Origin of the sequence: Phycicoccus sp. M110.8 (assembly GCF_032464895.1) — a bacterium.
Lineage (GTDB): Bacteria > Actinomycetota > Actinomycetes > Actinomycetales > Dermatophilaceae > Pedococcus.
The window spans coordinates 1,946,247-1,972,260 of record NZ_JAWDIC010000001.1; the positions used below are offsets into that span (position 1 = coordinate 1,946,247).

General features: G+C 73.3%; 18 protein-coding genes and 2 tRNA genes. 8 read left to right on the forward strand and 12 right to left on the reverse strand.

The window, feature by feature from the left end:
• Window position 1 precedes the first annotated feature (1 nt).
• From RKE38_RS09290 to RKE38_RS09310, 5 genes are all read right to left on the reverse strand, one after another.
• A complete protein-coding gene (locus tag RKE38_RS09290) occupies window positions 2-520 on the reverse strand; it encodes a hypothetical protein (protein WP_316007151.1) in 519 nt (172 codons plus the stop codon).
• Window positions 520-1,110: a sigma-70 family RNA polymerase sigma factor gene (locus RKE38_RS09295; RefSeq protein WP_316007622.1), complete on the reverse strand. Its 591-nt coding sequence runs from the start codon at window positions 1,108-1,110 to the stop codon at window positions 520-522. The genes RKE38_RS09290 and RKE38_RS09295 overlap by 1 nt, the downstream gene beginning before the upstream one ends.
• Window positions 1,110-2,723: a S8/S53 family peptidase gene (locus tag RKE38_RS09300; protein ID WP_316007152.1), complete on the reverse strand. Its 1,614-nt coding sequence runs from the start codon at window positions 2,721-2,723 to the stop codon at window positions 1,110-1,112. The genes RKE38_RS09295 and RKE38_RS09300 overlap by 1 nt, the downstream gene beginning before the upstream one ends.
• A 610-nt stretch (window positions 2,724-3,333) precedes the next feature.
• Window positions 3,334-3,666, reverse strand: a complete 333-nt coding sequence (locus tag RKE38_RS09305; protein ID WP_316007153.1) for a YtxH domain-containing protein — start codon at window positions 3,664-3,666, stop codon at window positions 3,334-3,336.
• 47 nt (window positions 3,667-3,713) lie between these two features.
• Window positions 3,714-4,625: a DMT family transporter gene (locus RKE38_RS09310; protein ID WP_316007154.1), complete on the reverse strand. Its 912-nt coding sequence runs from the start codon at window positions 4,623-4,625 to the stop codon at window positions 3,714-3,716.
• Between the two features lie 88 nt (window positions 4,626-4,713).
• Here RKE38_RS09310 and RKE38_RS09315 point away from each other — a divergent pair.
• Window positions 4,714-4,800 (forward strand) — tRNA-Ser (locus RKE38_RS09315).
• 492 nt (window positions 4,801-5,292) lie between these two features.
• On the opposite strand, the gene RKE38_RS09320 is transcribed toward RKE38_RS09315, so the two are convergent.
• Window positions 5,293-6,639 carry an aminotransferase class I/II-fold pyridoxal phosphate-dependent enzyme gene (locus RKE38_RS09320; protein WP_316007155.1) on the reverse strand — a complete coding sequence of 449 codons (1,347 nt, stop codon included), beginning with the start codon at window positions 6,637-6,639 and terminating at the stop codon, window positions 5,293-5,295.
• Between the two features lie 61 nt (window positions 6,640-6,700).
• Between RKE38_RS09320 and RKE38_RS09325 the strand changes: the two genes are divergently transcribed.
• The 3 genes from RKE38_RS09325 to RKE38_RS09335 all read left to right on the forward strand — a co-directional run bounded on the left by RKE38_RS09325 (window position 6,701) and on the right by RKE38_RS09335 (window position 11,075).
• Window positions 6,701-8,191, forward strand: coding sequence for a CoA-acylating methylmalonate-semialdehyde dehydrogenase (locus RKE38_RS09325; RefSeq protein ID WP_316007156.1), 1,491 nt, complete (start codon window positions 6,701-6,703; stop codon window positions 8,189-8,191).
• Window positions 8,191-9,561, forward strand: a complete 1,371-nt coding sequence (locus RKE38_RS09330; protein ID WP_316007157.1) for an aspartate aminotransferase family protein — start codon at window positions 8,191-8,193, stop codon at window positions 9,559-9,561. The genes RKE38_RS09325 and RKE38_RS09330 overlap by 1 nt, the downstream gene beginning before the upstream one ends.
• Before the next feature lie 77 nt (window positions 9,562-9,638).
• Window positions 9,639-11,075, forward strand: a complete 1,437-nt coding sequence (locus tag RKE38_RS09335; protein ID WP_410055438.1) for an NAD(P)/FAD-dependent oxidoreductase — start codon at window positions 9,639-9,641, stop codon at window positions 11,073-11,075.
• 109 nt (window positions 11,076-11,184) lie between these two features.
• Here the strand turns inward: RKE38_RS09335 and RKE38_RS09340 are convergent, their stop codons facing one another.
• Window positions 11,185-12,222, reverse strand: coding sequence for a phosphotransferase family protein (locus RKE38_RS09340; RefSeq protein WP_316007158.1), 1,038 nt, complete (start codon window positions 12,220-12,222; stop codon window positions 11,185-11,187).
• Complete coding sequence (locus RKE38_RS09345; protein ID WP_316007159.1) at window positions 12,219-13,490, reverse strand: acyl-CoA dehydrogenase family protein; 1,272 nt, start codon at window positions 13,488-13,490, stop codon at window positions 12,219-12,221. Before RKE38_RS09345 ends, RKE38_RS09340 begins: the two co-directional genes overlap by 4 nt.
• Window positions 13,491-13,604: 114 nt before the next feature.
• On the opposite strand from RKE38_RS09345, the gene folP reads away from it, so the two are divergent.
• Window positions 13,605-14,498, forward strand: coding sequence for a dihydropteroate synthase (gene folP, locus RKE38_RS09350; RefSeq protein ID WP_410055456.1), 894 nt, complete (start codon window positions 13,605-13,607; stop codon window positions 14,496-14,498).
• 89 nt (window positions 14,499-14,587) lie between these two features.
• Here the strand turns inward: folP and RKE38_RS09355 are convergent, their stop codons facing one another.
• Window positions 14,588-17,530: an HYR domain-containing protein gene (locus RKE38_RS09355; RefSeq protein ID WP_316007160.1), complete on the reverse strand. Its 2,943-nt coding sequence runs from the start codon at window positions 17,528-17,530 to the stop codon at window positions 14,588-14,590.
• A 424-nt stretch (window positions 17,531-17,954) separates the two neighbouring features.
• Between RKE38_RS09355 and RKE38_RS09360 the strand changes: the two genes are divergently transcribed.
• A complete protein-coding gene (locus RKE38_RS09360; RefSeq protein WP_056915917.1) occupies window positions 17,955-18,158 on the forward strand; it encodes a cold-shock protein in 204 nt (67 codons plus the stop codon).
• A gap of 104 nt (window positions 18,159-18,262) precedes the next feature.
• Here the strand turns inward: RKE38_RS09360 and RKE38_RS09365 are convergent, their stop codons facing one another.
• Window positions 18,263-20,185: a penicillin-binding transpeptidase domain-containing protein gene (locus tag RKE38_RS09365; RefSeq protein WP_316007161.1), complete on the reverse strand. Its 1,923-nt coding sequence runs from the start codon at window positions 20,183-20,185 to the stop codon at window positions 18,263-18,265.
• 195 nt (window positions 20,186-20,380) lie between these two features.
• On the opposite strand from RKE38_RS09365, the gene RKE38_RS09370 reads away from it, so the two are divergent.
• The gene (locus RKE38_RS09370) at window positions 20,381-21,970 is read left to right on the forward strand and encodes an LCP family protein (protein ID WP_316007162.1); all 1,590 of its coding nucleotides are present in this window, start codon (window positions 20,381-20,383) and stop codon (window positions 21,968-21,970) included.
• An 89-nt stretch (window positions 21,971-22,059) separates the two neighbouring features.
• Window positions 22,060-22,152, forward strand: a tRNA-Ser gene (locus RKE38_RS09375).
• A 325-nt stretch (window positions 22,153-22,477) separates the two neighbouring features.
• On the opposite strand, the gene RKE38_RS09380 is transcribed toward RKE38_RS09375, so the two are convergent.
• Both RKE38_RS09380 and RKE38_RS09385 read right to left on the reverse strand, forming a co-directional pair.
• Window positions 22,478-23,848 (reverse strand): bifunctional glycosyltransferase family 2/GtrA family protein, encoded by a 1,371-nt coding sequence (locus tag RKE38_RS09380; protein WP_316007625.1) that lies wholly within the window; start codon window positions 23,846-23,848, stop codon window positions 22,478-22,480.
• Entirely contained in the window at window positions 23,848-25,956 is a 2,109-nt protein-coding gene (locus RKE38_RS09385) for a glycosyltransferase family 39 protein (RefSeq protein WP_316007163.1), read from the reverse strand. The genes RKE38_RS09380 and RKE38_RS09385 overlap by 1 nt, the downstream gene beginning before the upstream one ends.
• Window positions 25,957-26,014: the final 58 nt, after the last annotated feature.

Consider the following 26,014-nt stretch of genomic DNA (forward strand, 5'->3'; position numbering starts at 1 on the left):
CCTAGACCTCGATCGCCGGCGTGATGACCGGCTTGCCGTCGGGCTCGTCGAGGCGCCGCATGACGAGGTGCACCAGTCCCCGCTCGACCGAGGCGAAGGTGAACCGCCCGGCCTCGTCGGTGGTGGTCTCCTGCGTGCCCGAGCGCTCACGCAGCTCGACCGCCGTGGGTCCGGTCGTCACCCAGCCGCTGATCCGGGCCTTCGTGCCGTCGACCACCTCGATGGTGATCATGGCGCTGAGCCGGTCGCTGGAGAACGTCACGGTGCCGGCGCGGTCGTACGCGGTCGTCCGGACGCCGGCGAGCTCTGCGGTCGTCGTGGTGATCTCGGCGACCTCGGCCTCGAGGGCCGCCACGCTCATCGCGAACTTCGCCCGGTCGGCCAGCCCACTGGGCACCGGGTCGCTCGCCTGCCACACGGCCCGCAGCGTCGCGAGCGCCCGCAGGTCGAGGTCGTCGAGCGCGCCGTCCTCCCCGTCGGCCGGTCCGGTCACCGTGTCCCATTCGTTCGGTGCACTCATCACGCCGCCCATCCCGGGTCGCCCACGAGGGCGTTCCGCAGCTTCGCCAGGCACCGACCCCGCGTCGGGCCGATGCTCCCCACCGGCATGCCCAGCGCCTGCGCGACCTGGGCGTAGTCCGGGCGCTCCGCCAGCGCGATGACCCGCAGCAGCGCCTGGCACCGCTCGGGCAGGTCCTTGAAGTGCCGCCACAGCAGGCCCTGGTCCTGGCTGCGCAGCACCACCTCGAGGGTCTCGTCGGACCCGCTGCCGGCCGGCTCGCCCGCGTCCGTCAGGTCCTCGCGGAAGTCCTCGCGGCGCGTCTTGCGGCTGCTCGCCCAGGCCTCGCGGCGGGTGGTCGTGAGGAGCCACTTGAGCACGCCGCCCGGGTCGGTGATGCCCTGGGAGTGCTGGAGCAGCTGGAGCCAGGTGTTCTGCACGACGTCCTCGGCCTGCGCGGCACCGAGGCCCTGGGCGCGCGCGGTGTGCCAGAGCAGCGGGGTGAGCGCGTCGACCAAGGTCCCCATCGCGTCCGGGTGCCCGTCGCGGTATGCCGTGAACGCCGCTGCCGCCTCCTCGGCGAGGCTGCGCGTGCCGCCTTCCGCCTGCATCACCGCTCCATCCCGTGGGTGTCGGCCAGGACCTTCTCGACCACCTCGGCGAGGTGCTTCCTGCGCGCGTCGGGATCGGGAGCCGCCTGCTGGTGCGCGCCGCTCGCGGCGAGCTGCGCGGCATACTCACCGGCCAGGGCGGGCGCGGAGAACGAGGTGCCGCTCCACATGCCGAAGCCCAGCCGGTAGCCGTCGGGCTTGGACGCGCCGCGCGGCGGGTTCGGGCTCGGGTGGTGGTAGAGCGTGCCGCGCAGGCTGCCGTCGAACGTGACCGGCATGGTGCTGACGACTGCCGTGCCACAGCGGTAGGCCCGCACCCACCGGCCGGTGTTCGAGAACACCGCGACGGACCGGGCGTCGGGGTTGAGGGCGCCGACGCTGGCGAGGGGCACCTCGAACCCGTCGGCCAGCGCGAACGCCGCCGGGTAGAACGGGTGGTCCGTGCCGCCGTTGCCCGCGGCCGCGGTGATCGCCACGCCCGTCGCGGCCAGCGCACGCAGGATGGACAGGAACGCCGGCTCGTCGTCGAAGGCGCCGGGGGTCTCGTGGTAGTAGCCGAGCGAGAGCGACAGCACGTCGATGAGCGGGCCCTCGTGCTTCCCGCGGTGCGTGAGCCACTGGCGCACCCACAGCAGCTGCAGCGTCTCGACGAGGAACGCCTCGTCCGCGACACCGTCGCCGTACATGACCGGGACGACCAGCAGCGTGGCCGAGGGGCAGTGCTGCCGGACGACGCCGGCGATGAAGGTGCCGTGCCCGGCGCACCGGTCGAGGACGCCGTTGACGCGGTCGAGCGTGCAGCCCGTGAGCTCCGGGTCGTCCTCGGGCGTGAAGCGCAGGCCGATGGGGATGCCGTCGACCTCGACGTCGCGGACGACGCCGTGGCGGAACCAGGGGTGCTCGCCGATGCCGGTGTCCAGCAGGGCCACGACGGGGCCGTCCTTGACGCGACGGGAGCGCGGGTCGGGGGCCGCCCAGACGACCGGTCGCCGGGCCGAGGGGCCGCCGCCGGGGAGCTGGACGCCGTCGCCGTACCCGACCCCGTCGCCGTAACCCACACCGTCGCCATAGCCGACGCCGTCGCCGTAGCCGACCCCGTCGCCGTAACCCACGCCGTCGCCGTAGCCGACCCCGTCGCCGTACCCGGACGCGGTCATGATGTGGCTGAGGCTGACGCCCTTGGCAGCGGACGGGTCCTCGGCCCGCAGCGTCTGCAGGATCAGCCACGCGTCGGGGGCCTCGACCGGGCGGTCCGGCAGCGGCCGGAACTCCACCACGGTCGCGGCGACGGCGTCCGCCTCGTCGCCGAGCTCGTACCGGTCGAGCAGCGCCTCGAGCTGCTCGTCGCGGCGCGGCACCGCGGCATACCCCAGGCGCTCGGCGATCTGCGTCAGGGCGCCGATGGGGCCCTCGCCCGAGCGGGTGGGCAGGCCGGGCACGATGAGCCGGTTGCCGCTGTAGATCGTCGGGCTGAGCGCGTCGTCCCCGTCGAGGCGGACGGCCTTGGCCGGGTCGAGCACGCGCACGTCGAGGCGGCGCTCGGCCGAGCGGGGCACGGCCACGCGGGGGATGCGCCCGGGGCTCCCCTGCGGGGGCGGGACGTCTGCGGTCATCGGTTCTCCTGGCCTGGTGCGGACCGCGCTGCTGCACGGTCAGCGTAGTGAGCGATCGCGTCACCTGACAGGAGAACGGCGAGGTCCGGGTGATACCCGCGGGAGCTCGGCAACTTTTCTCGGCGCCCGTGTATCAGGGCCGGCTTCCGGTGCTCCTTCCGTCGTCAGCCTGGTCGGGGGACGAGGCGGTGGGAAACACAGGAAGGACACCCGGGATGTCGTGCAGGGGCATGAGGATCGCGGGTGGCCGTCCGACGCTGGAGCGGCGGCAACAGGGGTGCCGCTGCTCCCGGCGGTCGGCGTCGGGAACACGTCGCCGCCACGCCCCTCGGGGCACGTCGTCGGGTGGGTTCGGTCGTGGAAGGTGCTGGTCGGGGGTTCCCAGCACGCGCCCGGTCGGGCCCGCCCGGCGGCGCCGCTGAGGCAGGACGGCGTGCGGGTCGAGGGAACCGCACGGTGAGGGGACGCAGGAGCGGCGCGACTCCAGGGGTGGGTCGCGCCGCTCTCGTCTGCCGTGTTCTTCCCACTTGTTGCCACGTGGTGGTCACGAGCGGGCCGTTTTCCGGTCCCGGTGACCACCGGCTGGCAACAAGTGGGGGACGGGGCGCGGCTAGGGGAGCTTGCCGGGGCCCGGGCCGAAGCCGGTGGTGTCGGTGTGCAGCCGGCCGTCGGTGCCGCGGTGCAGCGTCTCCGGCAGGTGCTCGCCCGTCACGCGCTCGCGTGCGGCCGAGCCGGCGGTCTTCGCCGCGTCGCCGACCTTCGCCGCGACGACCGGTGCCTGGTCCTTGACCGTCTGCACGACCGTGTCGACCTTCGACTGGACCGGGTCGCTGGACCAGACCTGGGTCGCCTTGCCCTTGATCTGCTCGTAGCGCTTCTGGCCGGCCTTGGCACCGAGCACGTAGCCCGCCGCCAGACCAGCGAGGAAGGACAGCTTTGCCATGGTTCGACCTCCTTGAGGGGATCCGTCGACCCTAACAAAGGCGCTGGTCAGGGGCTCGTCGAGCGATCGCCCGGGTGCGTGGTGGGCTCCGGTTCGCCGGTCGGCTCGGGGGCCGACATCCCGCGGGCGAGCTGGACGGTGCCGGCCGCGAGCACGGCCACGCAGAGCAGGTATGCCGCGAGGTGCGCGGGCGAGACCGGGAGCCGTTCGTGCAGCAGGGCGGCCGCGAGGACCACGGCGACCACCGGGGCGGCGACCTCATTGGCAGGGAAGCTCGCGCCGAGGGCGCCGACCTGGAACGAGACCTGGGTCAGGACGAGGGCGGCCGCACCCGTGAGCAGCAGCGCGAGGAGTGGCACCCACCCGTCGGGGTCGGCGAAGCCGGACAGCCCGGCGCGCTGCCAGCGACCCGCGACGGCATCGAGCAGCACGCCGACGAGGCCGAACCCGGCACCGGCCACCGCGCCGTACACCGCCGCCCGGGCCGTCGCGGACCCGCGGCGGACGGCGAGCATCAGCACGGCGCCCACGACCGCGGCGACCACCACCGCCCACGCCGCTTCGGCGGCCGGCAGCGGGCGGGCGTGGCCGGGGTCGCCGACCAGCGCGAAGAAGGCGGCGAGGGCGGCGAGGATCCCGCCGCAGGCGACGTAGTCGCGCCAGCCGGGCGCAGGTCCGCCGAGGAGGCGACCGACCGGCAGGGCCACGGGGACGGCGAGGACGAGCAGCGGCTGCACGACGAGTACCGGGCCGGTCGCGAGGGCGACGACCTGCAGCACGAGGCCGAGGGTGTCGCCGCCGACCGAGGCCAGCCAGCGGGGGTCGCGCAGCAGCCGCAGGACCCCGCGGGCGTCGGCCCGTCCCGTGCCCCGGTGCGCGGCGCGATGCTGTACCGCCGTCGAGGTGCCGTACGCGACGGCCGACAGGACGGCGCAGGGCAGGGCCACGGCCAGGGACACGCGCCGACGCTACCCCGGCGGTGGCTCGGCGGGGTCGGTGGAACCCTCGACGCCTCGTGTGCCGCGGTACGGCACAATCGCTGCCCAAGGAGGGCTCGCATAGTGGCCTAGTGCGGCGGTCTTGAAAACCGCTATGGCGGCAACGTCATCGTGGGTTCGAATCCCACGCCCTCCGCGCGCAGGGTTCGGGCGGGCCGAGGTACGAGGCCCGTCCGGTTCCTGCGCATTGAGCACGCGGGAGCCGTCGCGGCGAGCGAGCCCGCGGAGTCCCACGCCCTCCGCCAGGAACCGCTCGGGCGCGAGGGCGATTCGCGCCGGAAGCGTCAGAAGTCGCCCTCGCTGCGCGGTCGGGAGGGCGATTCGCGCCGGATCCGTCACGAGTCGCCCTCGTGATGGCCGGGCCGAGCACATCCCCCGCTTCACGTGCGTCCGGCCCCTCGTGGGTACAACAATTGTGGGAGTCGTCCGAGTTGGGCGCCCTCTAGCGTTGAGGACCGGGGAACACAGTCGTCCACCTTCGGGTGGATGGCCGAAGGCCGGGCAACCCTGCAGCCCGGCCTTCGTGCCGTCCGGGGGTCGGTGGCACCGTCGCGCCGCCCGGCGCCGGCCCGCGCCGGCCCGCGCCGCACTCGTGGCCGACTGGTGCGCCGCCGCGGGTGCCGCCTGCTCAGCGCCCGCCCCGCCAGCCCGCCGACCGGGCGGCCGCGGCCAGGGCGTCGGCCAGCTCGGGCACGCCCGAGTCGACGAGCCCGACGGTCAGCCGCACGTGCCCGGCCTCGCCGGTCGTCCCCACCCGGAACGGCCGACCCGGCGCGACGCCGATCCCCTGGCTGGCCAGCCGGACGACCGCCGCGGTCTCGTCCCCGACCGGCACCCACACGTTGAGCCCCTCGGACCCGCCGACCTCCACGCCCCGCTCGCCCAGGGCGGCAACGAGCGCTGCCCGCCGCGCGGCATACGTGCTCGCGGCCCGGGCCACCTCCTCGCCGGCACCCGTGAGCAGCTGCACGAGCACCTGCTGGAGCAGCCGGCTGGACCACCCCTGCCCGAGCTGGCGGCGGGCGGTCACGGCACGGTGCACCTCCGGCGGCGCGCTCATCGCGGCGAGCCGCAGGTCCGGACCGTAGGCCTTGGAGAACGAGCGGACGTGGACGGTCGAGCCCGGCAGCCACCGCCCCAGGCTGACGAGGGGCGTGGTGCACAGGCCGTATGCCGAGTCGTCCTCGACGACGAGCGCGTCCGAGCCGTCGAGCAGCCGGGCCAGGGCCCGCGCCCGGCGCTCGCTGGTGCCGACGCCCGTGGGGTTCTGGGCGCGCGGCTGGAGGAAGACGGCCCGCGCGCCGTCGCGCAGGGCGGCGGCCAGCGCGTCGGGGTCGAGCCCCTCGTCCTCGACGGGCACACCGACCACCTGCGCCCCGACCGACTCGAGCAGGTCGAGCAACGGCGGGAAGCCGGGGTCTTCGACGACGACCCGGTCGCCGAAGCGCAAGGTCGTGCGCACCAGGAGGTCGATCGCGTCCATCGCGCCGTCGGCGACGGTGAGCTCGGCGGGGTCGTACGGCCAGTCCGCGCGCAGCGCCTCGGCGAGCTCGGGCAGCACGGGGTCGTCGAGGTAGCTGCCCGTGGCAGGCGCCGCGGGCAGGCTGCGCAGGGCCGCGCCGAGGTCGGGCAGCAGCGCCGGGTCGGGGACGCCGGTGGACAGGTCGAGGGCGAATGCCGTGTGCCGGTCCAGCGCCGTGCGGTACCGGCCGCCGGCGCCCGGGACGCCCTGCTCGAGCACGCGCGTGCCGCGGCGCCCGTCGGTGGACACGGTGCCCGACCGGGTGAGCAGGCCCCACGCGGCGCTGACGGTGGTCGGCGACATCGCCAGCTCGGTGGCGACGACCCGGATCGGTGGCAGCCGGTCGCCGGCGCGCAGGACGCCGTCGCGGACAGCCGCGGAGACGGCGTGCGCCAGCCCCTTGGCGGTGGGGTCCTCGAGGCGTTCCTCGAGGGCGGACAGGACGGCGGTCACGGTTTGTACCGTAGCAATCGACGTATTGTGTGACCAGCGACTGGTTCGTATCGTGGGCGGCATGACCACGCGCATCCCCCACTGGGTCGACGGCCGTCGCCACGAGGGCACCTCCGGCCGGACCTCCCCCGTGTACAACCCGGCCACCGGCGAGACGTCCGGCGAGGTCGACCTCGCCTCCGTGGAGGAGGTCGACGCGGCGGTCGCCAGCGCCCGCGCCGCGGCCCGCGAGTGGCGGCACTCCTCGCTGTCGCAGCGCGCCGGTGTGCTGTTCGCGATGCGCGAGCTGCTGCACTCTCGCACCGACGAGCTCGCCGCGATCATCACGGCCGAGCACGGCAAGGTGCTCTCCGACGCGGCGGGGGAGATCGCGCGCGGCCTCGAGAACGTCGAGTTCGCCACCGGGGTGCCGAACCTGCTCAAGGGTGGCTACTCCGAGCAGGCGTCGACGGGCGTCGACGTGTACTCGATCCGGCAACCGCTGGGGGTCGTCGCCGGCATCACGCCCTTCAACTTCCCGGCCATGGTGCCGCTGTGGATGTGCGCCAACGCGATCGCGTGCGGCAACGCGTTCGTCCTCAAGCCGAGCGAGAAGGACCCCTCGGCCGCGCTGTTCCTGGCCGAGCTGTGGAAGGAGGCCGGGCTGCCCGACGGCGTCTTCACCGTCGTCCAGGGCGACAAGCTCGCCGTCGACGCCCTGCTCGACCACCCGGACGTGGCGGCCGTGTCGTTCGTCGGCTCGACCCCCATCGCCAAGTACATCTACGAGCGCGGTACGGCCAACGGCAAGCGGGTGCAGGCCCTCGGCGGCGCCAAGAACCACGCCCTCGTCCTGCCTGACGCCGACGTCGACATGGCGGCCGACGCGGTCGTCTCCGCGGCATACGGCGCTGCCGGCGAGCGGTGCATGGCGCTGTCGGTCGCCGTCGCGGTCGGCGACGTCGCGCAGCCGCTGGTCGACGCGATCGCCGCCCGGCTCCCCAAGCTGACCGTGGGCGACGGCGCCGACCCCGACACGGACATGGGGCCGCTCATCACCGCCGAGCACCGCGACAAGGTGGCCGGCTACGTCGACGCGGGCGAGGCCGCGGGGGCGAGCGTCGTCGTCGACGGCCGCACCGGCGAGCACCCGCAGGAGGGCTTCTTCCTCGGCACCACGCTGCTCGACCACGTGCAGCCGGAGATGACCGTCTACACCGACGAGATCTTCGGGCCGGTGCTGTCGGTCGTACGCGTGGACACCTACGAGGAGGGCCTCGAGCTCATCAACGCCAACCAGTACGCCAACGGCACCGCCATCTTCACCCGCGACGGCGGCGTGGCCCGGCAGTTCCAGTACGACGTGCAGGTCGGCATGGTCGGCATCAACGTGCCGATCCCCGTGCCCGTCGCGTACTACTCCTTCGGCGGCTGGAAGGACTCGCTCTTCGGCGACACCCACATGTACGGGCCCGAGGGCATCAGCTTTTACACCCGCGGCAAGGTCGTCACCTCGCGCTGGCCCGACCCGGCCACGTCGTCGGTCGACCTCGGCTTCCCCAGGACCCGCTGATGAGCCTCGACGTCGTGACCACCGCCTCGGAGGAGCGGGTCCGGCGCGACGACCGCGCGCACGTCTTCCACTCCTGGTCGGCGCAGGCGCTCATCGACCCGCTGCCGATCGCCTCGGCGCAGGGCTCGTACTTCACCGACTACTCCGGCAAGCGCTACCTCGACTTCTCCAGCCAGCTCGTCAACGTGAACATCGGCTACCAGCACCCCAAGCTCGTCGCCGCGATCCAGGAGCAGGCGGCACGCCTCACGACGATCAGCCCGGCCTTCGCCAACGACGCCCGCTCCGAGGCGGCCCGCCTCATCGCGGAGATCGCGCCGGGTGACCTCAACCGGGTGTTCTTCACCAACGGCGGGGCCGAGGCCAACGAGAACGCGATCCGCATGGCTCGTCTGCACACCGGCCGGCACAAGGTGCTCGCTGCCTACCGCAGCTACCACGGCGCGACCGCGGGTTCCATTGCCCTGACCGGTGATCCGCGACGCTGGCCCTCCGAGCCCGGTATGCCGGGTGTGGTGCGCCACTGGGGCCCGTACCTCTACCGCTCGGCGTTCCACGCGACCACCGAGGAGGAGGAGTCGCAGCGGGCGCTGCAGCACCTGCGCGACCTGCTCATGGTCGAGGGACCGCACACGGTCGCCGCGATCATCCTGGAGACGGTCGTCGGCACCAACGGCATCCTCGTGCCGCCGCCCGGCTACCTCGCCGGCGTGCGCGAGATCTGCGACGAGCACGGGGTCGTGATGATCGCCGACGAGGTCATGGCCGGGTTCGCCCGCTGCGGCGAGTGGTTCGCCGTCGACCACTGGGGCGTCACGCCGGACCTCATCACCTTCGCCAAGGGGGTCAACAGCGGCTACGTCCCGCTGGGCGGCGTCGTCATCTCGGAGCGCGTGGCCCAGACGTTCGACTCCCGCCCGTTCCCCGGCGGCCTCACCTACTCGGGCCACCCGCTGGCCTGCGCGTCCGCGGTCGCCTCGATCGAGGTGTTCCGCGAGGAGGGCATCGTCGAGCACGCCCGCTCCCTGGGCGCCGACGTCATCGGCCCCGGGCTGCGCGAGCTCGCCGAGCGGCACCCGTCGGTCGGCGAGGTCCGCGGCCTCGGCGCGTTCTGGGCTGTGGAGCTCGTGCGCGACCGCGCCACCCGGGAGCCGCTCGTGCCCTTCAACGCCGGTGGGGCAGACGCCAAGCCGATGAACGACTTCGCCGCTGCCTGCAAGGAGCGCGGGCTGTGGCCGTTCACCCACTTCAACCGGACCCACGTCGTCCCGCCGTGCACCACGACGGCGGACGAGGTGCGTGAGGGCCTGGCGATCCTCGACGAGGCGCTCGCGGTGGCAGACCGGCACTACACCGGCGCCGACGCCTGACGCGGCGGAGCTGGGTGATGCGGGGGACGACGCCCGAGTCCAGGTTCGGGCGGGTGGCTGGCCGGACGTCGAGCAGGGTGTCCAGCAGGGCATCCACCCGGACGTCTGGCCAGGCAGCCGGGCAGGCGAGCGCGCCTACTGAACAGCCGCGCCACCCGGCCCTCGCCGACGCCGCGCCGTCGGTGTTCTGGCTCGACCGCCCGGACCGGCCGGCGCCACGGCCGCCGCTGGACCGGTCCGTCGACACCGACCTGCTCGTCGTCGGCGGCGGCTACAGCGGCCTCTGGACGGCCCTGCTGGCGAAGGAGACCGACCCCTCCCGGGACGTCCTCGTTCTCGAGGCCGGGTCGGTCGGCTGGGCCGCCTCGGGTCGCAACGGCGGCTTCTGCGCGGCGAGCCTCACCCACGGCGAGGCCAACGGCAGGGCGCGGTGGCCCCAGGAGATGGACGCGCTGCGCCGCCTCGGCCGGGAGAACCTCGACGGCATCGAGGCCACCGTGCAGCGGTACGGCATCGAGTGCGACTTCCGGCGGTCGGGCGCGCTGACCGTGGCCACCGAGCCGCACCAGGTCGAGTGGCTGGCCGACGAGCCGGGCGAGTTCCTCGACAGGGACGCAGTGCGCGCGCAGCTGGACTCACCGACGTACGTCGCTGGCGTCTGGGACCGCGACGAGACGGCGATGGTCGACCCGGCTCGCCTCGCCTGGGGCCTGGCCCGGGCTGCCGAGTCGCTCGGCGTCCGCATCGTCGAGGGCACCAGGGCGACCGGGCTGCGACGCCACGGTGCCGGTGTCGAGGTCAGCGCCTCGACCGGGCACGTCGTCCGCGCCGACCGGGTCGCATTGGGTACCAACGCCTTTCCGTCGCTGCTGCGCCGGGTCCGGCTGCACACCGTGCCCGTCTACGACTACGTCCTCATGACCGAGCCGCTGAGCGACGCCCAGCTCGCCTCGCTCGGCTGGGCCAGCCGGGCCGGTGTCGGCGACATGACGAACCAGTTCCACTACTACCGGCTGACCGACGACAACCGCATCCTGTGGGGCGGCTACGACGCGATCTACCACTACGGCCGCCGGCTGGCGCCCTCCCTCGACCAGCGGCCCGAGACGTTCGACCGCCTCGCCGGCCACTTCTTCGAGACCTTCCCCCAGCTCGAGGGGCTGCGCTTCACCCACCGGTGGGGCGGGGCCATCGACACGTGCACCCGGTTCTGCGCGTTCTACGGCGAGGCCCTCGACGGCCGGGTCGCCTACGCCCTCGGCTACACCGGGCTCGGCGTGGGCGCGACCCGCTTCGGCGCGCAGGTCATGCTCGACCTGCTCGACGCCCGCAGCACCGAGCGCACGCGGCTGCAGATGGTGCGCGAGATGCCGATGCCGTTCCCGCCGGAGCCGCTGGCCTGGGCCGGGATCGAGCTCACCCGGTGGTCTCTCGCCCGCGCCGACGAGCGGCAGGGCCGGCGCAACCTGTGGCTGCGCGCCCTCGACGCCGCCGGCCTCGGCTTCGACTCCTGACCCCTCTCTCCCGGGATCGGGTGCCCAAGTGGTCGGTTGTCCGACCCTCTGGGCACCCAAACGCCGACCCGAGGTGAGGCCGAGCAGGGTCGGTCAGAGCCGCCCGGTGTCAGGCCAGATGGGACAGGGCGCGCTCGACGATCAGCGGCACCGAGGCGCCGGCGCGGTCGTACCCGGGACCGCTCGCCGCACCCGCCAGGTAGCGGGCGTGCACGCCCTCGGCGATGACGGCGAGGCGGAAGTCGGTGAAGGCGCGGTACCAGTCCAGGTGCGACACGTCGCGGCCGGTGGCCACGGCATACCGGCGGGCGAGCTCCTCCGCGGACGGGAAGCCGGGCATCGCCGGCACCCCCGCCCCGACGATGAGCGGCCGGCCCTCGGTGTCGCGCCCGGTCCAGTAGGTGAGCCACGTGGCGAGGTCGGCGAGCGGGTCGCCGAGCGTGCTCAGCTCCCAGTCGACGACCGCGGCGACCTCGGGCCGTCCCTCGGGGCCGACCCGCACGAGGGTGTTGTCGTGCCGGTAGTCGCCGTGGACGAGCGTGACCTCGCCCTCCTGCGGCCGCCCGGCCTCGAGCCGTCGCACGAGCTCGTCCATCGCGGGCAGTTCGCGCGTGCGGCTGGCCTCCCACTGCCCGGACCAGCGGCGAAGCTGGCGCTCGAGGTAGCCCGACGGGCGGCCGAAGTCGCGCAGGCCGGTCGCGTCGAGGTCGACCGCGTGGATCGCGGCCAGGACGGCCACGAGCGCGTCGCTCCACGCGTCGCGCTGCGCCTCGGTGAGTCCGGCGGCCTCCTCCGGCTCGCGGTGCACGTCACCGGTGACCTCGGCCATGACGTAGAACGGTGCCCCGACGACCTCCGGGTCCTCGCACAGCGCGAGCACCTCGGGCACGGGGACGGTGGTGCCCTGCAGGGCGGCCAGCACCCGGTGCTCGCGCGCCATGTCGTGCGCGCTCGGCAGCAGCTTGCCCATCGGGGGGCGGCGCACGATGACGGTCCGCTCGGCCCCGGTGACGCGGTAGGTGATGTTCGACAGGCCGCCCGAGATGACCTCCGCGTGCCAGTCCTCGCCGAGGCCCGGCACCGCCTCGGCCGCCCAGGCCGTGAACGAGGCGCGGGGTATGCCGCGGACCTCCTCGTGTGCGCTCACTCGCCGGAGCCCTCGCTGCGGGAGCCGTCCCGGCCGGAGCCGTCACCGTCGGCGGCCCGGTGGCCGAGCACCTCGCCGCGGGCGGCGAGCCGCTCGGCGGCCCGCTTCGCCGCACGCCGGGCGATCGACATCTTGTGCACCTCGGTGGCGCCGTCGTAGATCCGGAACGAGCGGATGTCGCGGTAGATCCGGCCGAGCACGAGCTCCTCTGAGGTGCCCATGCCGCCGGCGAGCTGGACCGAGCGGTCGACGACGCGGCACACCGCCTCGCTCACGAACACCTTGGCGCGCGAGGACTCCTCGCTGCTGCGCGACCCCTCCGCGATCTGCCAGGCCGCGTGGCGGACGACGGTGCGGGCGGCGTCGAGGTCGATCTCGTTCTCCGCGATGAGCGCCTGGGCCATCCCCAGGTCGGCCAGCCGCGACCCGAACAGCTCGCGGCCCACCGCGCGCTCGAGCGCGATGTCGTGGGCCCGCCGGGCGGCGCCCAGCCAGCGCATGCAGTGGGTCAGGCGCGCGGGGGCGAGCCGCACCTGGGCGCTCTGGAAGCCGCGTCCGGGCTCGCCCAGCACTCGGTCGTCGGGGACGAAGCAGTCGCGGATCGTCACGCGGCAGTGCCCGCCGACGCCGGTCGCGTCGATCGTGTCGATGTGGTCGCCGACGACGAAGCCGGGGTTGTCGGCGTCGACGAGGAACATCGTGGCGCCCTCGGGGGCGTCGTCACCGGTGTTGCGCGCCATGACGATCGAGAACGCCGCGCCGTCGGCGCCGGTGATGAGCCACTTGTCGCCGTCGAGGACCCACCCGCCGTCGACGCGCCGCGCGGTGGTGCGCAGCGCGGACGGGTCGGACCCCGCCCCGGGCGGCGGCTCGGTCATCGAGAAGCACGAGCGCACCTCCCCGGAGACGAGCGGGCGCAGGTATGCCGCGTGCTGCTCGGGGGTGCCCGTCTGGTGGATCAGGTGGATGTTGCCCTCGTCCGGGGCGGCGCAGTTGAGCGCGAGCGGGCCGAGCAGGGAGTACCCGGCCTCCTCGAGCAGCACCGCCGACTCGTCGAAGCGGAAGCCCCCGCCGCCGTGCTCCCTCGGCGCCTGCGGGGCGAACACCCCGGCCGCCTTGGCCCGTCCCTGCAGGTCGCGCCGCAGCGCGTCGGTCATGCCGTCACGGAACACCCGCTGCTCCAGCGGGACCACCTCGGTCACCACGAACTCGGCGACCCGGCGGCGTTGCTCCTCCAGGGCGGGGCTGATGCTGAAGTCGAAGGCCACGAGCCGACCCTATACACCGCAGGTGTGGGTGCGAGGATGGCCGGCGTGACGCCTCCCGAGCCACGCCAGCCCGAGTCGGACCAGGGCGGTCCGCACCGGCCCGAGCCGCAGCCGCTGGTGCTGCCCCGCACGCCACCGCTCGTCCTGCGGGGTCGCACGTTCGACGCGGGCAGCCCGGCCGTCATGGGCATCATCAACCGCACGAGGGACTCGTTCTTCGCCGGCAACCGGCACGCCGACCTCGACTCGGCGAAGCGCGCCCTCGACGCCCACGTCGCGGCCGGTGCCGACATCGTCGACGTCGGCGGGGTCCGGGCGGGCCAGGAGGGTGAGCACGTCAGCGCGGAGCAGGAGGTCGAGCGGGTCCTGCCCTTCCTCGCCCACGCGCGCGAGACCTACCCCGACCTGATTCTGTCGCTGGACACCTGGCGCTCGGAGGTCGCCCGCGAGGCGGGGACCGTGGGCATCGACCTCGTCAACGACACCTGGGCGGGGCACGACCCCGAGCTGGTCGGCGTCGCCGCGCAGATCGGCGCCGGCGTCGTCGTGTCCCACACCGGTGGCCTCCCGCCGCGGACCGACCCGGTGAAGGTGACCTACGGGCCGGACCCGCTCGATGTCGTCCGGGACGTGCTGCGGACCCTGGCCGCCGGCGCGCGCACCGCCCAGCAGGCCGGCATACCGGCCGAGCGCATCCTCGTGGACCCCACGCTGGACTTCGGGAAGACGACCGCCCACTCGCTGGAGGTGCTGCGGCACACCGCCGACATCGCGGCCCTCGGCTTCCCGATCCTGCAGGCGCTGTCCCGCAAGGACTTCGTGGGGGAGTCGCTCGGGCTCGAGCCCGACGAGCGGCTCGAGGGGACGCTCGCGTCCACGGCCGTCGCGGCGTGGCTGGGCGCCACCGTGTTCCGCGCCCACGACGTCCGCGCCACCCGGCGCGTCGTCGACATGGTGGCCGTCATCCGCGGGGACCGGCCGCCCGTGCTCGCGGTCCGCGGCGTCTGAGGCGCGCCGGGCGCCACCGGGGCGCCACCATCGGGGAACGCAACGCGGCCCGGGACCAGCAGGTCCCGGGCCGCGCTCCACCGAGGGGGTCAGCGCAAGCTGATCGTCACGGTGCGTGCGACGCCGTCACCGAGGTCGACGCGCAGCTCGTAGCTGCCGACCCCGAGCGGCTTGGTGTTGAGGTTGAACAGGTACTGCCCGTCCGTGTACCGGAACAGGTTCCCGGTCGTGGCAGCAGAGGTCGACACGGCCACGGGGTCCGAACCGGTCGTCGCCGACGGCAGCTTCCGCAGCCAGAGGGTGGCCTGCAGGTTCGTCACGCCGGCCGAGGCGCCCGTGAGGGCGAACTTCACCGGAATCGTGCTGCCCTGCTTGTACGACCCGCCCTCGGTGACCGGGGCCAGGAACCCGCTCCACGCCACCGTGACCGTGACCGTGAAGGTCTTCGTCGCCGTGTTGCCGGCCTGGTCCGTCGACGTGCAGATCACCGTCGTGGTGCCGAGCGGGAAGGTGCTGCCGCTCGCCGGGGCGCAGGTGACAGCGGTCGCGCCGTCGACCAGGTCGGTGGCCACCGGGTTGGTGTAGGTGACCTTGGCCCCGCTCGCCGAGGTCGCCACGGCCGTGAGGTTCGGCGCGGCGCCGAACGCCGGAGCGGTGGTGTCCTGGACCGTGACGGTGAAGGAGGACGACCCGACGTTCTTGCTCAGGTCGCTCGCCGAACAGGTCACGACCGTCGTCCCGAGCGGGAAGGTGCTGCCCTGCTCGTGGTCGCAGGTCACCGGACGGTCGCCGTCGACCAGGTCGGTCGCGGTCGGCATCACCCACGTGTATGCCGCGCCGGCGGCCGAGGTGGCCTCGATCGTCTGGCTCGGCGGGGTGCTCACGACTGGCTCCGTGGTGTCGGCGACGTTGACCGTGAAGGTCTGCGCCGACTTGTTGCCCGAGAAGTCCGTCGCCGTGCAGGTGACCTGCGTGGCGCCCAGCGGGAAGGTCGAGCCGGACGCGTGGTCACAGGCGATCGCGGGGGTCGCGTCGACGGTGTCCGTGGCGTGCGGCGCGAACGTCACCGCTGCACCGTCCGGGCCGGTGGCCTCGGCCGTGTCGACCGAGATCGGGTCGAACGTCGGCGGCGTCGTGTCCTGCACCGTCACGGTCAACGTGCCGCTGTCGGCGTTGCCGTGCTTGTCGGTCGCGGTGCACGTGACCGTGGTCGCGCCGAGCTTGAACGTCGAGCCGCTCGCCGGCGAGCAGGTCAGGGCGACGTCGCCGTCGACCAGGTCCTTCGCCGGGTCGACCGAGTACTCGACGGCTGCGCCCTGGGGGCCCGTGGCCTCGGCGGTGACGTCCGTGAAGGACGGCAGCGAGGGTGCGGTGGTGTCCCTCACCGTGACCGTGAAGGAGCCGGTCGCCGGGTTGCCGTGCGAGTCGGTCGCGGTGCAGGTCACCGTCGCGGGTGCGTCGAGCGCGAACTGGGTGCCCGAGGCCGGGTCGCAGCTCAGGTCCACGGCGCCGTCGACGAGGTCGGTGGCCGAGGCCTTCCAGCTCACCACGGCACCGTTGGGGCTGGTCGCCTCCGCAGTGACGGCCTTCGGCAGGTCGAGCGCCGGCGGCGTCGTGTCGGTGACGACGACCGCGAAGGTCGCCGTGCCGGTGTTGCCGTGGGTGTCGTCGGCCGAGCAGGTCACGGTCGTGCTGCCCACCGGGTAGGTGGCGCCGCTGGCGTGGTCGCAGGTGACCGGACGGCTGCCGTCAACGTCGTCGGTGGCCGTCGCAGCCTCCCAGCTGACGACCGCGCCGTCGGGGCCGGTGGCCTCCACGGACTTCGGCTCGTGGACCGTCACGACCGGCGCCGTCTTGTCCTGGACGGTGACGACGAAGGACGCGCTGCTCGTGTTGCCGGCCTTGTCGCCGGCGCTGCAGGTGACCTTGGTGTCACCGAACGCGAAGGTGCTGCCCGAGGCCGGGCTGCAGGAGGGCGTGAGGTCGCCGTCCACGTTGTCCGTCGCGGTCGCGGTGTACGAGTACGCGGCGCCCGCCGGGCTGGTCGCCGCGAGGGTGACGTCCTTGGGCACCGTGACGACGGGGGCGGTGGTGTCTGCGACCTTCACTGCGAAGGTGGTCGTCCCCTTGTTGCCGGTGAGGTCGGTGGCCGAGCAGGTAACCGTGGTGCTGCCGAGCGAGAAGGTCGAGCCCGACGCCGGTGCGCAGGTCACCGGGCGGTCGCCGTCGACCGCGTCGGTCGCGGTCGGCGCGGTGTAGGTCACCGCTGCGCCGCTGGCGTCGACGGCCGAGGCCGAGACGTCCGCCACGGTGCCGAGCACGGGACCGGTCGTGTCGACGATCGAGTAGCTGGCCGAGGCCGTGCCGACGAGGCCGGCCGAGTCGGTCTTGCTGCAGCTGACCGTCTGGGTGCCGAGCTTGCCGCTCGGCCCGCTGACGGTCGGCAGGACCGTGCCCGAGCCGTCGTGGTCGTCGGTCCAGGAACAGCTGGCGGCCGGGACGCTGCCGTACTCGTAAGACGCGCCGTTGGTGACGCCCCCGATGGTGAGGACCGGTGCGGTGTTCGTGCTGCAGCTCCAGCTCACCGCGTAGGTCGCGGCGGTCATGCTGGTGTAGCCCGGCTGGGTCACCTTCACCGAGACGGTCGACTGCCCGGTGCTGGCCGCACTGGCCTTGATGGTCGTGCGGATGCCGACCTGGAAGGAGTCCTGGCCGTTCTGGTCGTAGGTGGCCGGCACCTTCTGCGTGGTGTCCGTGCGCTCGACCGTGACGTTGGTGTCGCTGCTGGACCAGACCAGGCTGAAGTCCGCACCTGGCGTCAGGTGCGCGTTGCCGTTGCGCTTGACCGTGACGAGGCCGTCGCGCTGGACGGGAAGGGTGCAGCCGGAGACTGCGATGTCGGTGGTGGACATGGCGGCGGTGTCCCCGTCCACGACCGGGATGGAGTCGGCGTAGGCCGACCCCGCGGCATACGTCGTGAGGAGGGCGACCGCGAGCGCGGCGACTCCTCGAGAGGCAAGGCGTAGGTGCATGACGTCCCCTGGGCAACCTGAAGAAATGGTGGCCGGAACTGTCGCACCGGGTCAGGGGACGGTAAAGATGCAGGTGAGGGAGCTGTGCCGGATCGATCCGAACGGTTGACGCGTCCGTTGAGGAGGCCTGTGACCACCTCGGTTTGGGTGCGCGTGGAGCCTTTGGGGACCCGGTGTCGGGAGCTTTGCCCGGTTGACGGAAATTTGGTCTGCCGCACCTCCACGCCGCCTGCGTCGCGTGCTAGCGTCTCTCGCGGTTGCACCAAGCAGTTCCTCGCAGGTCGACGAAGTGCCCGCCAGCACCATCGCGCGGGCCTTTCGCTTCTGTGGACGAGCATGATCTCGTCGGGTGGGGTTGTGTACGGCAGCCTGGGGCCCCGCAAAGTGCGGGTTCCCAATGGCTACAAAGGAAAGAGTTAACCCCATGGCACAGGGAACCGTTAAGTGGTTCAACGCTGAGAAGGGCTTCGGCTTCATCGCCCAGGACGGCGGGGGCCCCGACGTGTTCGTCCACTACTCGGCCATCGACTCCTCGGGCTACCGCTCGCTGGACGAGGCTCAGCGTGTGGAGTTCGAGGTCACCCAGGGTCCGAAGGGCCCCCAGGCTGACGCCGTTCGCCCGATCTGATCGAGGACTGCCCAACCACAGTCTTCACGACGAGGCCCCTCACCGACTGGTGAGGGGCCTCGTCGCGTGTCCGGACGCCGTTGTCCCGCAGGCCGATCCGCGGGCTACTGCCGCGACGCGAGGTCGGTGAGGAACGCCTTGGCGACCGGGGCCGCGACCGCGCCGCCGCTGCGTCCCTCCTCGACGAGGACGGCGAACGCGAGGTCGCCCTGGTAGCCGATGAACCACGCGTGCGTCCTCGGCGGGTTCTCGGTGCCGAACTCCGCGGTGCCCGTCTTGCCGCGGACCGTGCCGCCGGGCGTGCCGCGCAGCACCGTCGCCGTCCCGTCGCTGACCACCCGGCCCATGAGGGTGCGGAGCTGGTCCACGACGCCGGCGTCGAGCTGCTGCGGCGAGCGGTCCGCACCCGCGGGGTCGGGGTCGGTCACCAGGGCCGGCGGGACGTAGGCGCCGCGCGCCACGCTGCCGGCCATGACAGCCAGGGCCAGCGGGGAGACCAGGTTGCGCCCCTGCCCGATGGACGCGGACGCCTTGTCGGTCTTGCCGTTGTTCGTCGGGATGCTGCCGTCGAAGGCACCCGCCACGCCGAGCGTCTTCGCCCAGCCGGCGCCGATGCCGAGCGCCTTGCCGGCCGCGGCCATGTCGCCGTCGCCCAGCCGGGAGGAGAGCTGCACGAATGCCGTGTTGCACGAGTGCGCGAAGTCGTCGGCGAAGTTCGGGGTGCCGAGCTCCTCGCCCTCGAAGTTCTTGTACGACCGGCCGTCGACGACGAAGGTCTTCGGGCAGGTGACGGTGGTGCCCGGCGTGACCTTCTTCCCGGTGAGCAGGGCGTAGGTCGTCGCGACCTTGAACGAGGACCCCGGCGGGTAGCGACCCGTGATCGCCCGGTCGAGGCCGAGCTCGGGCGAGTTCGCGGAGGCGAGCACGTCACCGGTCTTGACGTCGACCGCCACCAGTGCCGAGGGCACGTCCTTGGTGCCGGTCAGCGCCTTCTCGGCTGCCGCCTGCACCGTCGGGTCGAGCGTGGTCTTCACGTCCTTGCCGTCGACCGCGGCCTTCTGGAACAGCGGGGTGTCCGGCGCGCCGCTGGAGGTGACCGTGACGCCGGGGGTGCCGCCGAGCGTGGCGTCGTACTGGCCCTGTAGCCCGCTGGTGCCGGCGTAGTCGCCGGCGGTGTAGCGGCCCTTGCCCGCGGCGACCTTCTCGGCACTCACGGGCCCGAACGAGCCGAGCAGCGGCTGGCCGAAGGTGCGCGTCCGCCCGAGCGGCTGCTCCCGGGCCGGGTAGACGACGCCCTTGAGCGCGTCGAGCTTGTCCCGCCGCGCGTCGAAGTCCGACTGCCGGTAGGTGATGACGGGGATGGGCGCCTTCGACCCCGCCTTCTGGGCCGCGGCCAGCTTCGCCACGAGGCTGCCGGACGGCTCGTCGACGATCTTCTCCAGCGCCCTGGCCGTCTCGGCGGTCGCGCGGCCCGGGTCGAGCTGCACCGGGTAGACCTTGCCGAGCGGCATGAGCGCGGTGCCCGACCGGTCCAGCAGGTCGCCGCGGGTGCCCCAGGTCCGGGAGGCGATGAGCCGGTCGGACTTCTTCAGCGTCGGGTGCCACGGCGAGGAGCCGGTGGGCAGGCTGACCGCCCAGGACCCGCCGTCCCGCTTCGCCACCGTCACCGGGACGTCGTAGCTCCACGGCACGCCGCCCGGCAGCGTCCACGTGACGCGCAGGGTCGAGGTCGCCCGGTCGCCCGTGCGGCGGACTGCCCCCGGAGCGACCGTGACCGGGCCGGAGCCGAGCCCCGACGTGGCGCGCGTGAAGTCCGCCTGCACCGTCGCCGTGGGCGAGGTGAAGTCCGTGCCCGTCTTGGCGAAGGAGCGCTGGGACCACCCCGAGGCGTATGCCGTGACCTCGGCGCGGGCGGCCCGGTCCGCCTCCTGCTCGGCCTGGTCGTGCCGCCACCACCAGACCCCGGCGCCGCCGGCCGCCACCACGGCCACCGCTGCCACTGCCCCGACGACCCCTCGTCTGTCCATGGGCCCATCAAACCCCACCGCCGTGGGGCGAACTGCACCCATATGTCCCCCGCGGCCAACCGGCCCGTCCGCTACGGCGTCTGAGGTGGCGGGAGCATCCCGAGAAGGTTCTCAGGTTGCGCCCTTAGACTCCCGGAGGCGATCGGTCGCCTCAGCCGCCCCCGAGGGCGGCTTGTCCTGACCAGAGAGGTGCATGTGAGCGAGCCCACCCACGGCTCCGCCTCGGGCGACCAGCCCGCCGTCGGAGATCACGGTGCCTCGGAGGGCGGCACGGAGCAGGCCCCGGCGGTCACCCGCCGGTCCGACCGGGTCCGCCAGGACCACCGCCACCCCTGGGTGCGCCGCGGCCTCTTCGCGGTCGCCGCGCTGACGGTCGCCGCGCTGGTCCTGGGCATCGCGGCATACGTCAAGCTCAACGGGAACATCCAGCGCGTCGACATCACCAAGGCGCTCGGCGACCGGCCCAAGCAGCAGGCGACGACCGACGCCCAGACGAACTTGAAGCCGCTCAACATCTTCGTGATGGGCTCGGACAGCCGCCAGGGCACGACGCTGGGCAAGCAGCAGACCGAGTACGGCATCTACGGCGCGCGCTCGGACACCAACCTGGTCGTCCACCTGTCCGCCGACCGCAAGTCCGCCATCGTCGTGTCGATCCCGCGTGACTCGATGACCAAGGCGCCGCGCGACTGCAAGAACCCCCGCGACAAGGTCGCCGACGGCGTCATCCGTCAGTGGAACTCGAACTTCACCCTGGGTGGCCCTGCGTGCACGATCCGCACGTTCGAGGGCCTGACCGACATCTACATCGACCACTTCGTCGTCATTGACTTCCGCGGCTTCAAGAAGATGGTCGACGCCCTCGGTGGGGTCACCGTCTGCACCCCGGTGCCGATCAACGACAAGGACAGCCACCTCACCCTGAAGGCGGGTCGGAGCCGGGTCAACGGCACCCAGGCGCTGGGGTACGTGCGCGTGCGCAAGACCCTCGGCGACGGCTCGGACCTCGGCCGCATCGACCGGCAGCAGGCGTTCATGTCCTCGGTCGTCCAGGAGGCGACCAAGTCCTCGCTGCTGCTGCGCCCGGACAAGCTGTTCCGGTTCCTCGACGCGGCCACCCAGTCGATGACCACCGACACGGGTCTCGACGTCGGCGAGATGAAGGACATCGCGCAGAGCCTGGCGCGGATCGGCACCGACCAGATCCGGTTCGTCAAACTGCCGACCGAGACCTACCCGGCAGACCCGAACCGGGTGCAGTGGACCCCTGCGGCGGAGACCATCTGGACCGCGATGCGCGACGACAAGCCGCTGCCGGGCACCAAGGTGCCGTCGGGCACGACGTCGGCCACGGCGTCCCCGACGACCCAGCCGGCCCTGACGGTGAGCCCGGGCGACATCCACCTGCGCGTCACCAACGACTCCGGGGTGCCCGGCCTGGCGAAGCAGGCGGCCGCGGAGCTGAGCGTCCAGGGCTTCCACGTCGACACCTACGTCTCCGGCTCGGGCACGCCGACCCGCGGCGTGGTCGTCCGCTACGGGCCCGGGATGAAGGAGGCCGCCCGCACGGTCGCGGCGGCCTACCCGGGCGCGCAGATCCGGGCCGACTCCCTGCTGGGCTCGACGCTCGAGCTGAGCATGGGGCTCGGCGCCCCCAAGGCGGTCGAGGTCCCCAACCGCCTGGGCACCCAGCCGCTGCCCAAGCAGACCATCACGGCCACCCCGCCGAGCTCGTCGACGGAGACGATCAAGGCACGGACGGCGAACCAGGACATCTGCAGCTGAGGCGTCCCACCGCCACCGGTGGGGCCGCTTTGCCCCGCCGCGGGCGGGCCGGATACCCTGTGCGGGCTCGGGTGTCCGCACCCGGGCGTGGAGGCGTCGCCTAGTCCGGTCTATGGCGCCGCACTGCTAATGCGGTTTGGGTTAATCGCCCATCGAGGGTTCAAATCCCTCCGCCTCCGCCAACGCGAAGATGGCCCCGACACGCTTTTCGTCGGGGCCATCTTCGCGTTTTCGAACGCGCGGGATTTGGGAGGAGCGGGCGGCCGGGTGAGGAACGAACCCGTCCGCCCGCGACGGCGTCCCTCCGCCTCCGAGGTGACGTCGCGGGCGGCGGAGACCCAGGGGAGGGCGAGCGACGGCGTCCCTCCGCCTCCGCCGGGTGACGTCGGCACCTGCGTGGGGCTCGTCCGTCCCCGGCCGCGTCTCCCGCCTCCGCCAGATGGGACTGGGACGCGTCCGGCAGTGGGAGCAGGTGTGCGGGTGCTGCGTCACTGATCCGCATCCGGATCAGTGACGCAGTGCCGGCGCGGTGGTCCTCGTGCCGAGGGCCTCGGCCGCGCCCGGGCTGGGAAGGGCCTCCCCGGGAGGGGCCGTGATTCCCGCGGGCCGGAACATCCACGACCGCATCGCCACGAACCGCACCAGCGTCGACAGGCCGGTCGCCACCCCCAGCACCGCCGTGGCGACGGTGGTGGACGGTTGCGCGTCCACGAGGTGGAGCAGGCCCAGCGCGCCCGCCGTCATCGCCCAGGTGAGCCCGAAGACCACCAGCCCCTGGGCCTGGTGGCGCAGCCGGCCGGGACCCTGCACGCCGAACGTCCAGCGCCGGTTGAGGCCGGTGTTGACGAGCGTCGCGAGCAGCAGCGCCACCAGGTTGGCCGTCTGCGTCGAGCCGACGGGGTGGACCAGCGCCGCGAACAGGCCCAGGTGCAGGACGGTGCACAGCAACCCGACGGCGGCGAACCGCCGCGCCTGCTGCCACGTCCCGCCCACGGCCGCGCCGAGCGGCCCGCCCACGGCCGTGCCGGCCGCGCCCGTCCCGTCGTCCGCACTGCCACCGTCGCCCGCACCGCCACCGCCGACCGCGCCCGCCGGCCCAGCCACGGGGAACCGACCCATCCGCCGGGCCACGTCCGCGACGGGGAGGACGCCCCGCCGCAGGTCGCGCCGGACGCGCCGGACGCCCCGCAGGTCGTCCAGTGCCGTGGCCACGACGTCGACCCGCGAGTCCGGGTCGTCGTACCAGTCGACCGGCACCTCGTGGATCCGCAGACCCGACCGCTCCGCGAGCACGAGCAGCTCGGTGTCGAAGAACCACGTCGGGTCCTGCACCATCGGCAGTAGCTCGGCCGCGACGTCCGCGCGGATCGCCTTGAAGCCGCACTGCGCGTCGGAGAACCGTGCGCCGAGCGCACCCCTCAGCACCAGGTTGTAGCAGCGCGAGATGACCTCGCGCTTCACCCCGCGGACCACCCGGGCCCCCCGCGCCAGCCGCGAGCCGATGGCGAGGTCGGAGTGCCCCGACATCAACGGTGCGACCAGCGGCCAGAGGGCGTCGAGGTCGGTCGACAGGTCGACGTCCATGTACGCCAGGATCGGCGCGTCCGACGCCAGCCACACCTGCTTGAGCGCCCGTCCGCGGCCCTTCTGCTCCAGCTCGACCAGCGCCACCCCGGGCAGCCCGGCGACCAGTCCCCGGGCCACCTCGGCGGTGCCGTCGGTGCTGGCGTTGTCCGCCACCGTGATCCGGAAGGGGTACGGGAAGGTCTGCACGAGGTGCGCGTGCAGCCGCCGGACGCACGCGCCCACCGTGTGCTGCTCGTTGTGGACCGGCACGACCACGTCGAGGACGGGGGCCGCCGGCTCCTGGCCGGTCATCACGACGCCTGGGTGGTGGTCGACGCCGTGCCACCGGTGGAGGTCAGCGGCTGGGTCAGGTCGTAGAAGGTCTGGCCGCCGATGCTCACCTGCGTGTAGTTGGCCTGCACCCACTGGGAGATCTGCGACCCGGTGCCCGAGCCACCCATCCCGCCGGGCCCGCCGCCCATGCCGCCGCTGCTTGCGAGGAAGTAGTGGATCTGCCCCGAGGCGACGTACTGCTGGAACTGCGCCAGGGTGGGCGAGGGGTCGCTGCCGTTGAAGCCGCCGATGGCCATGACCGGTAGACCCGTGCCGAGCTGCAGGCCGGCCGCGTTCTGCGACCCGATGGCCGCGGCCACCCAGCGGTAGGACGAGGCGTTCGCTGACAGGGCCGCCACGACCTCGGTCGACGGCGTCGAGGCGTCGAGCAGGCCGCCCATGCCACCACGTGCCTGGCCGGTGGTGCCGCCCGTCGTGCCGCGGGGGACGGTCCCCTGGGTCGTCGTGCCGCCCTGGGTGGTACCGCCCTGCGTGCCGGCGGGGCCGCCGAGGCCCTGCGGCGGGCCGCCGTTGCCGCCGGGCCCGCCCCCTCCGGGACCACCGCGGCCCGTGCTCGGGCCGGCGGTCACGATGGAGCCGGTGTGCGCCGTGCGCACCGTGTCGATGCTGTATGCCGCGGGGCCGGCGAGCGCAGCGACGATCGCCCCGGCCACGACCAGGGGCACCGCCCGGCGGTGCAGCTGGGTGATGGCCAGGAGCAGGAACGCGCTCGCCATCCCGAGCGCCAGGACGCCCACCCGCAGCACGCTGGACCAGTCGGTGCGCGAGAGCAGGATGAAGGACCACGTGGCAGCGGCAGCAGTGGCGACGGCGAGGGTCACCGACCCGACCGGTCGGCGCCGGTGCTCCCAGGCCTCGGCCGCACCCATGCCGACGAGGGCGGCGACGGCGGGCGCCAGGGCCACCGTGTAGTACTCGTGGAAGATGCCCGCCATGAAGGAGAAGGTCACTGCCGTCACGAGCAGCCAGCCGCCCCACACGACGTAGGCCGCGCGGCGCAGGTCCGTGCGCGGGGCCCGGCCGCGCAGCCACAGGCCGACGCCGAGCAGGACGAGCGCGGAGGGGATGAGCCACGAGATCTGCCCGCCGATGGAGCTGGAGAACATCCGCGTGATGCCGGTGGCGCCCCACCCGTTCCCACCGCCGACCGAGCCGGTCTCGTTGCCGCTGATCCGGCCCAGGCCGTTGTAGCCGAAGGTGACCGACAGGAACGAGTTGTCCTGCGAGCCGCCGATGTAGGGCCGCATGCTGGCAGGGACGAGCTGGACGATCGCGACCCACCAGCCGGCCGACAGCACCATGGCGGCGGTCCCGGCGAGGGAGCCGGTGATGCGTCGCCGCAGGGTGGTGTCTGCGAACAGGAGGTAGGCCAGGCCGAACGCCGGGACGACGAGCAGCACCTGCAGCGCCTTGGTCAGGAAGCCCAGGCCGATGAGGACGCCGACGAGGACGAACCACCGCGCCGAGCCGCGCTCGATCGACCGCAGCGTCGCCCAGGCACCGAGCGCCATGAGCAGCACGAGGAGGGCATCCGGGTTGTTGAACCGGAACATCAGTACGGCCACCGGCGTCAGGGCCATCACCGTGCCGGAGAGCAGGCCCGCCGCAGCGCCCCAGTAGCGCTTCACCGTGGCGTACACGACGCCGACGGTGGCCACGCCCATCAGGACCTCGGGGAGCAGGATGCTGAACGAGCTGAGGCCGAGCAGCCGCACGGACAGGGCCATCACCCACAGGGCGGCCGGCGGCTTGTCGACGGTGATCGAGTTGCCGGCATCGGAGGAGCCGTAGAAGAACGCCTTCCAGCTCTCGCTGCCGGCCTGGACGGCCGCGGAGTAGAACGAGTTCGCGTAGCCGTTCGCCGTCAGGCCGTAGAGGTAGAACAGGGCCGTCGCCAGGAGCAGGCCGAGCAGGGCGGGCCGGGCCCACGTCGGGTCGGCCTGGGGACCCCGCCACAGCCGGCGGATCCTCGAGGGCGTGCCGGGCGCGCCGGCCCGGGCTGTCGTGGGCGGCAGCACGGAGGAGGCTCCCGCGTCCGCGGTGCGGTGGAGGGTCATGGTGTCCATGGCTCCACGGTCGGGGCCGGCACTGTGCGGTTGCTGTGGCATCCCTGAGGTGCCCGGA

Excerpts from the sequence above, each read along its gene's own strand:
- RKE38_RS09300 (WP_316007152.1), bottom strand. The coding sequence starts at position 2,723 with ATGACCGCAGACGTCCCGCCCCCGCAGGGGAGCCCCGGGCGCATCCCC.
- RKE38_RS09380 (WP_316007625.1), bottom strand. The coding sequence starts at position 23,848 with ATGACCGGCCAGGAGCCGGCGGCCCCCGTCCTCGACGTGGTCGTGCCG.
- RKE38_RS09325 (WP_316007156.1), top strand. The coding sequence starts at position 6,701 with ATGACCACGCGCATCCCCCACTGGGTCGACGGCCGTCGCCACGAGGGC.
- RKE38_RS09295 (WP_316007622.1), bottom strand. The coding sequence starts at position 1,110 with ATGCAGGCGGAAGGCGGCACGCGCAGCCTCGCCGAGGAGGCGGCAGCG.
- RKE38_RS09330 (WP_316007157.1), top strand. The coding sequence starts at position 8,191 with ATGAGCCTCGACGTCGTGACCACCGCCTCGGAGGAGCGGGTCCGGCGC.
- RKE38_RS09355 (WP_316007160.1), bottom strand. The coding sequence starts at position 17,530 with ATGCACCTACGCCTTGCCTCTCGAGGAGTCGCCGCGCTCGCGGTCGCC.
- RKE38_RS09290 (WP_316007151.1), bottom strand. The coding sequence starts at position 520 with ATGAGTGCACCGAACGAATGGGACACGGTGACCGGACCGGCCGACGGG.
- RKE38_RS09365 (WP_316007161.1), bottom strand. The coding sequence starts at position 20,185 with ATGGACAGACGAGGGGTCGTCGGGGCAGTGGCAGCGGTGGCCGTGGTG.
- RKE38_RS09385 (WP_316007163.1), bottom strand. The coding sequence starts at position 25,956 with ATGGACACCATGACCCTCCACCGCACCGCGGACGCGGGAGCCTCCTCC.
- RKE38_RS09305 (WP_316007153.1), bottom strand. The coding sequence starts at position 3,666 with ATGGCAAAGCTGTCCTTCCTCGCTGGTCTGGCGGCGGGCTACGTGCTC.
- RKE38_RS09360 (WP_056915917.1), top strand. The coding sequence starts at position 17,955 with ATGGCACAGGGAACCGTTAAGTGGTTCAACGCTGAGAAGGGCTTCGGC.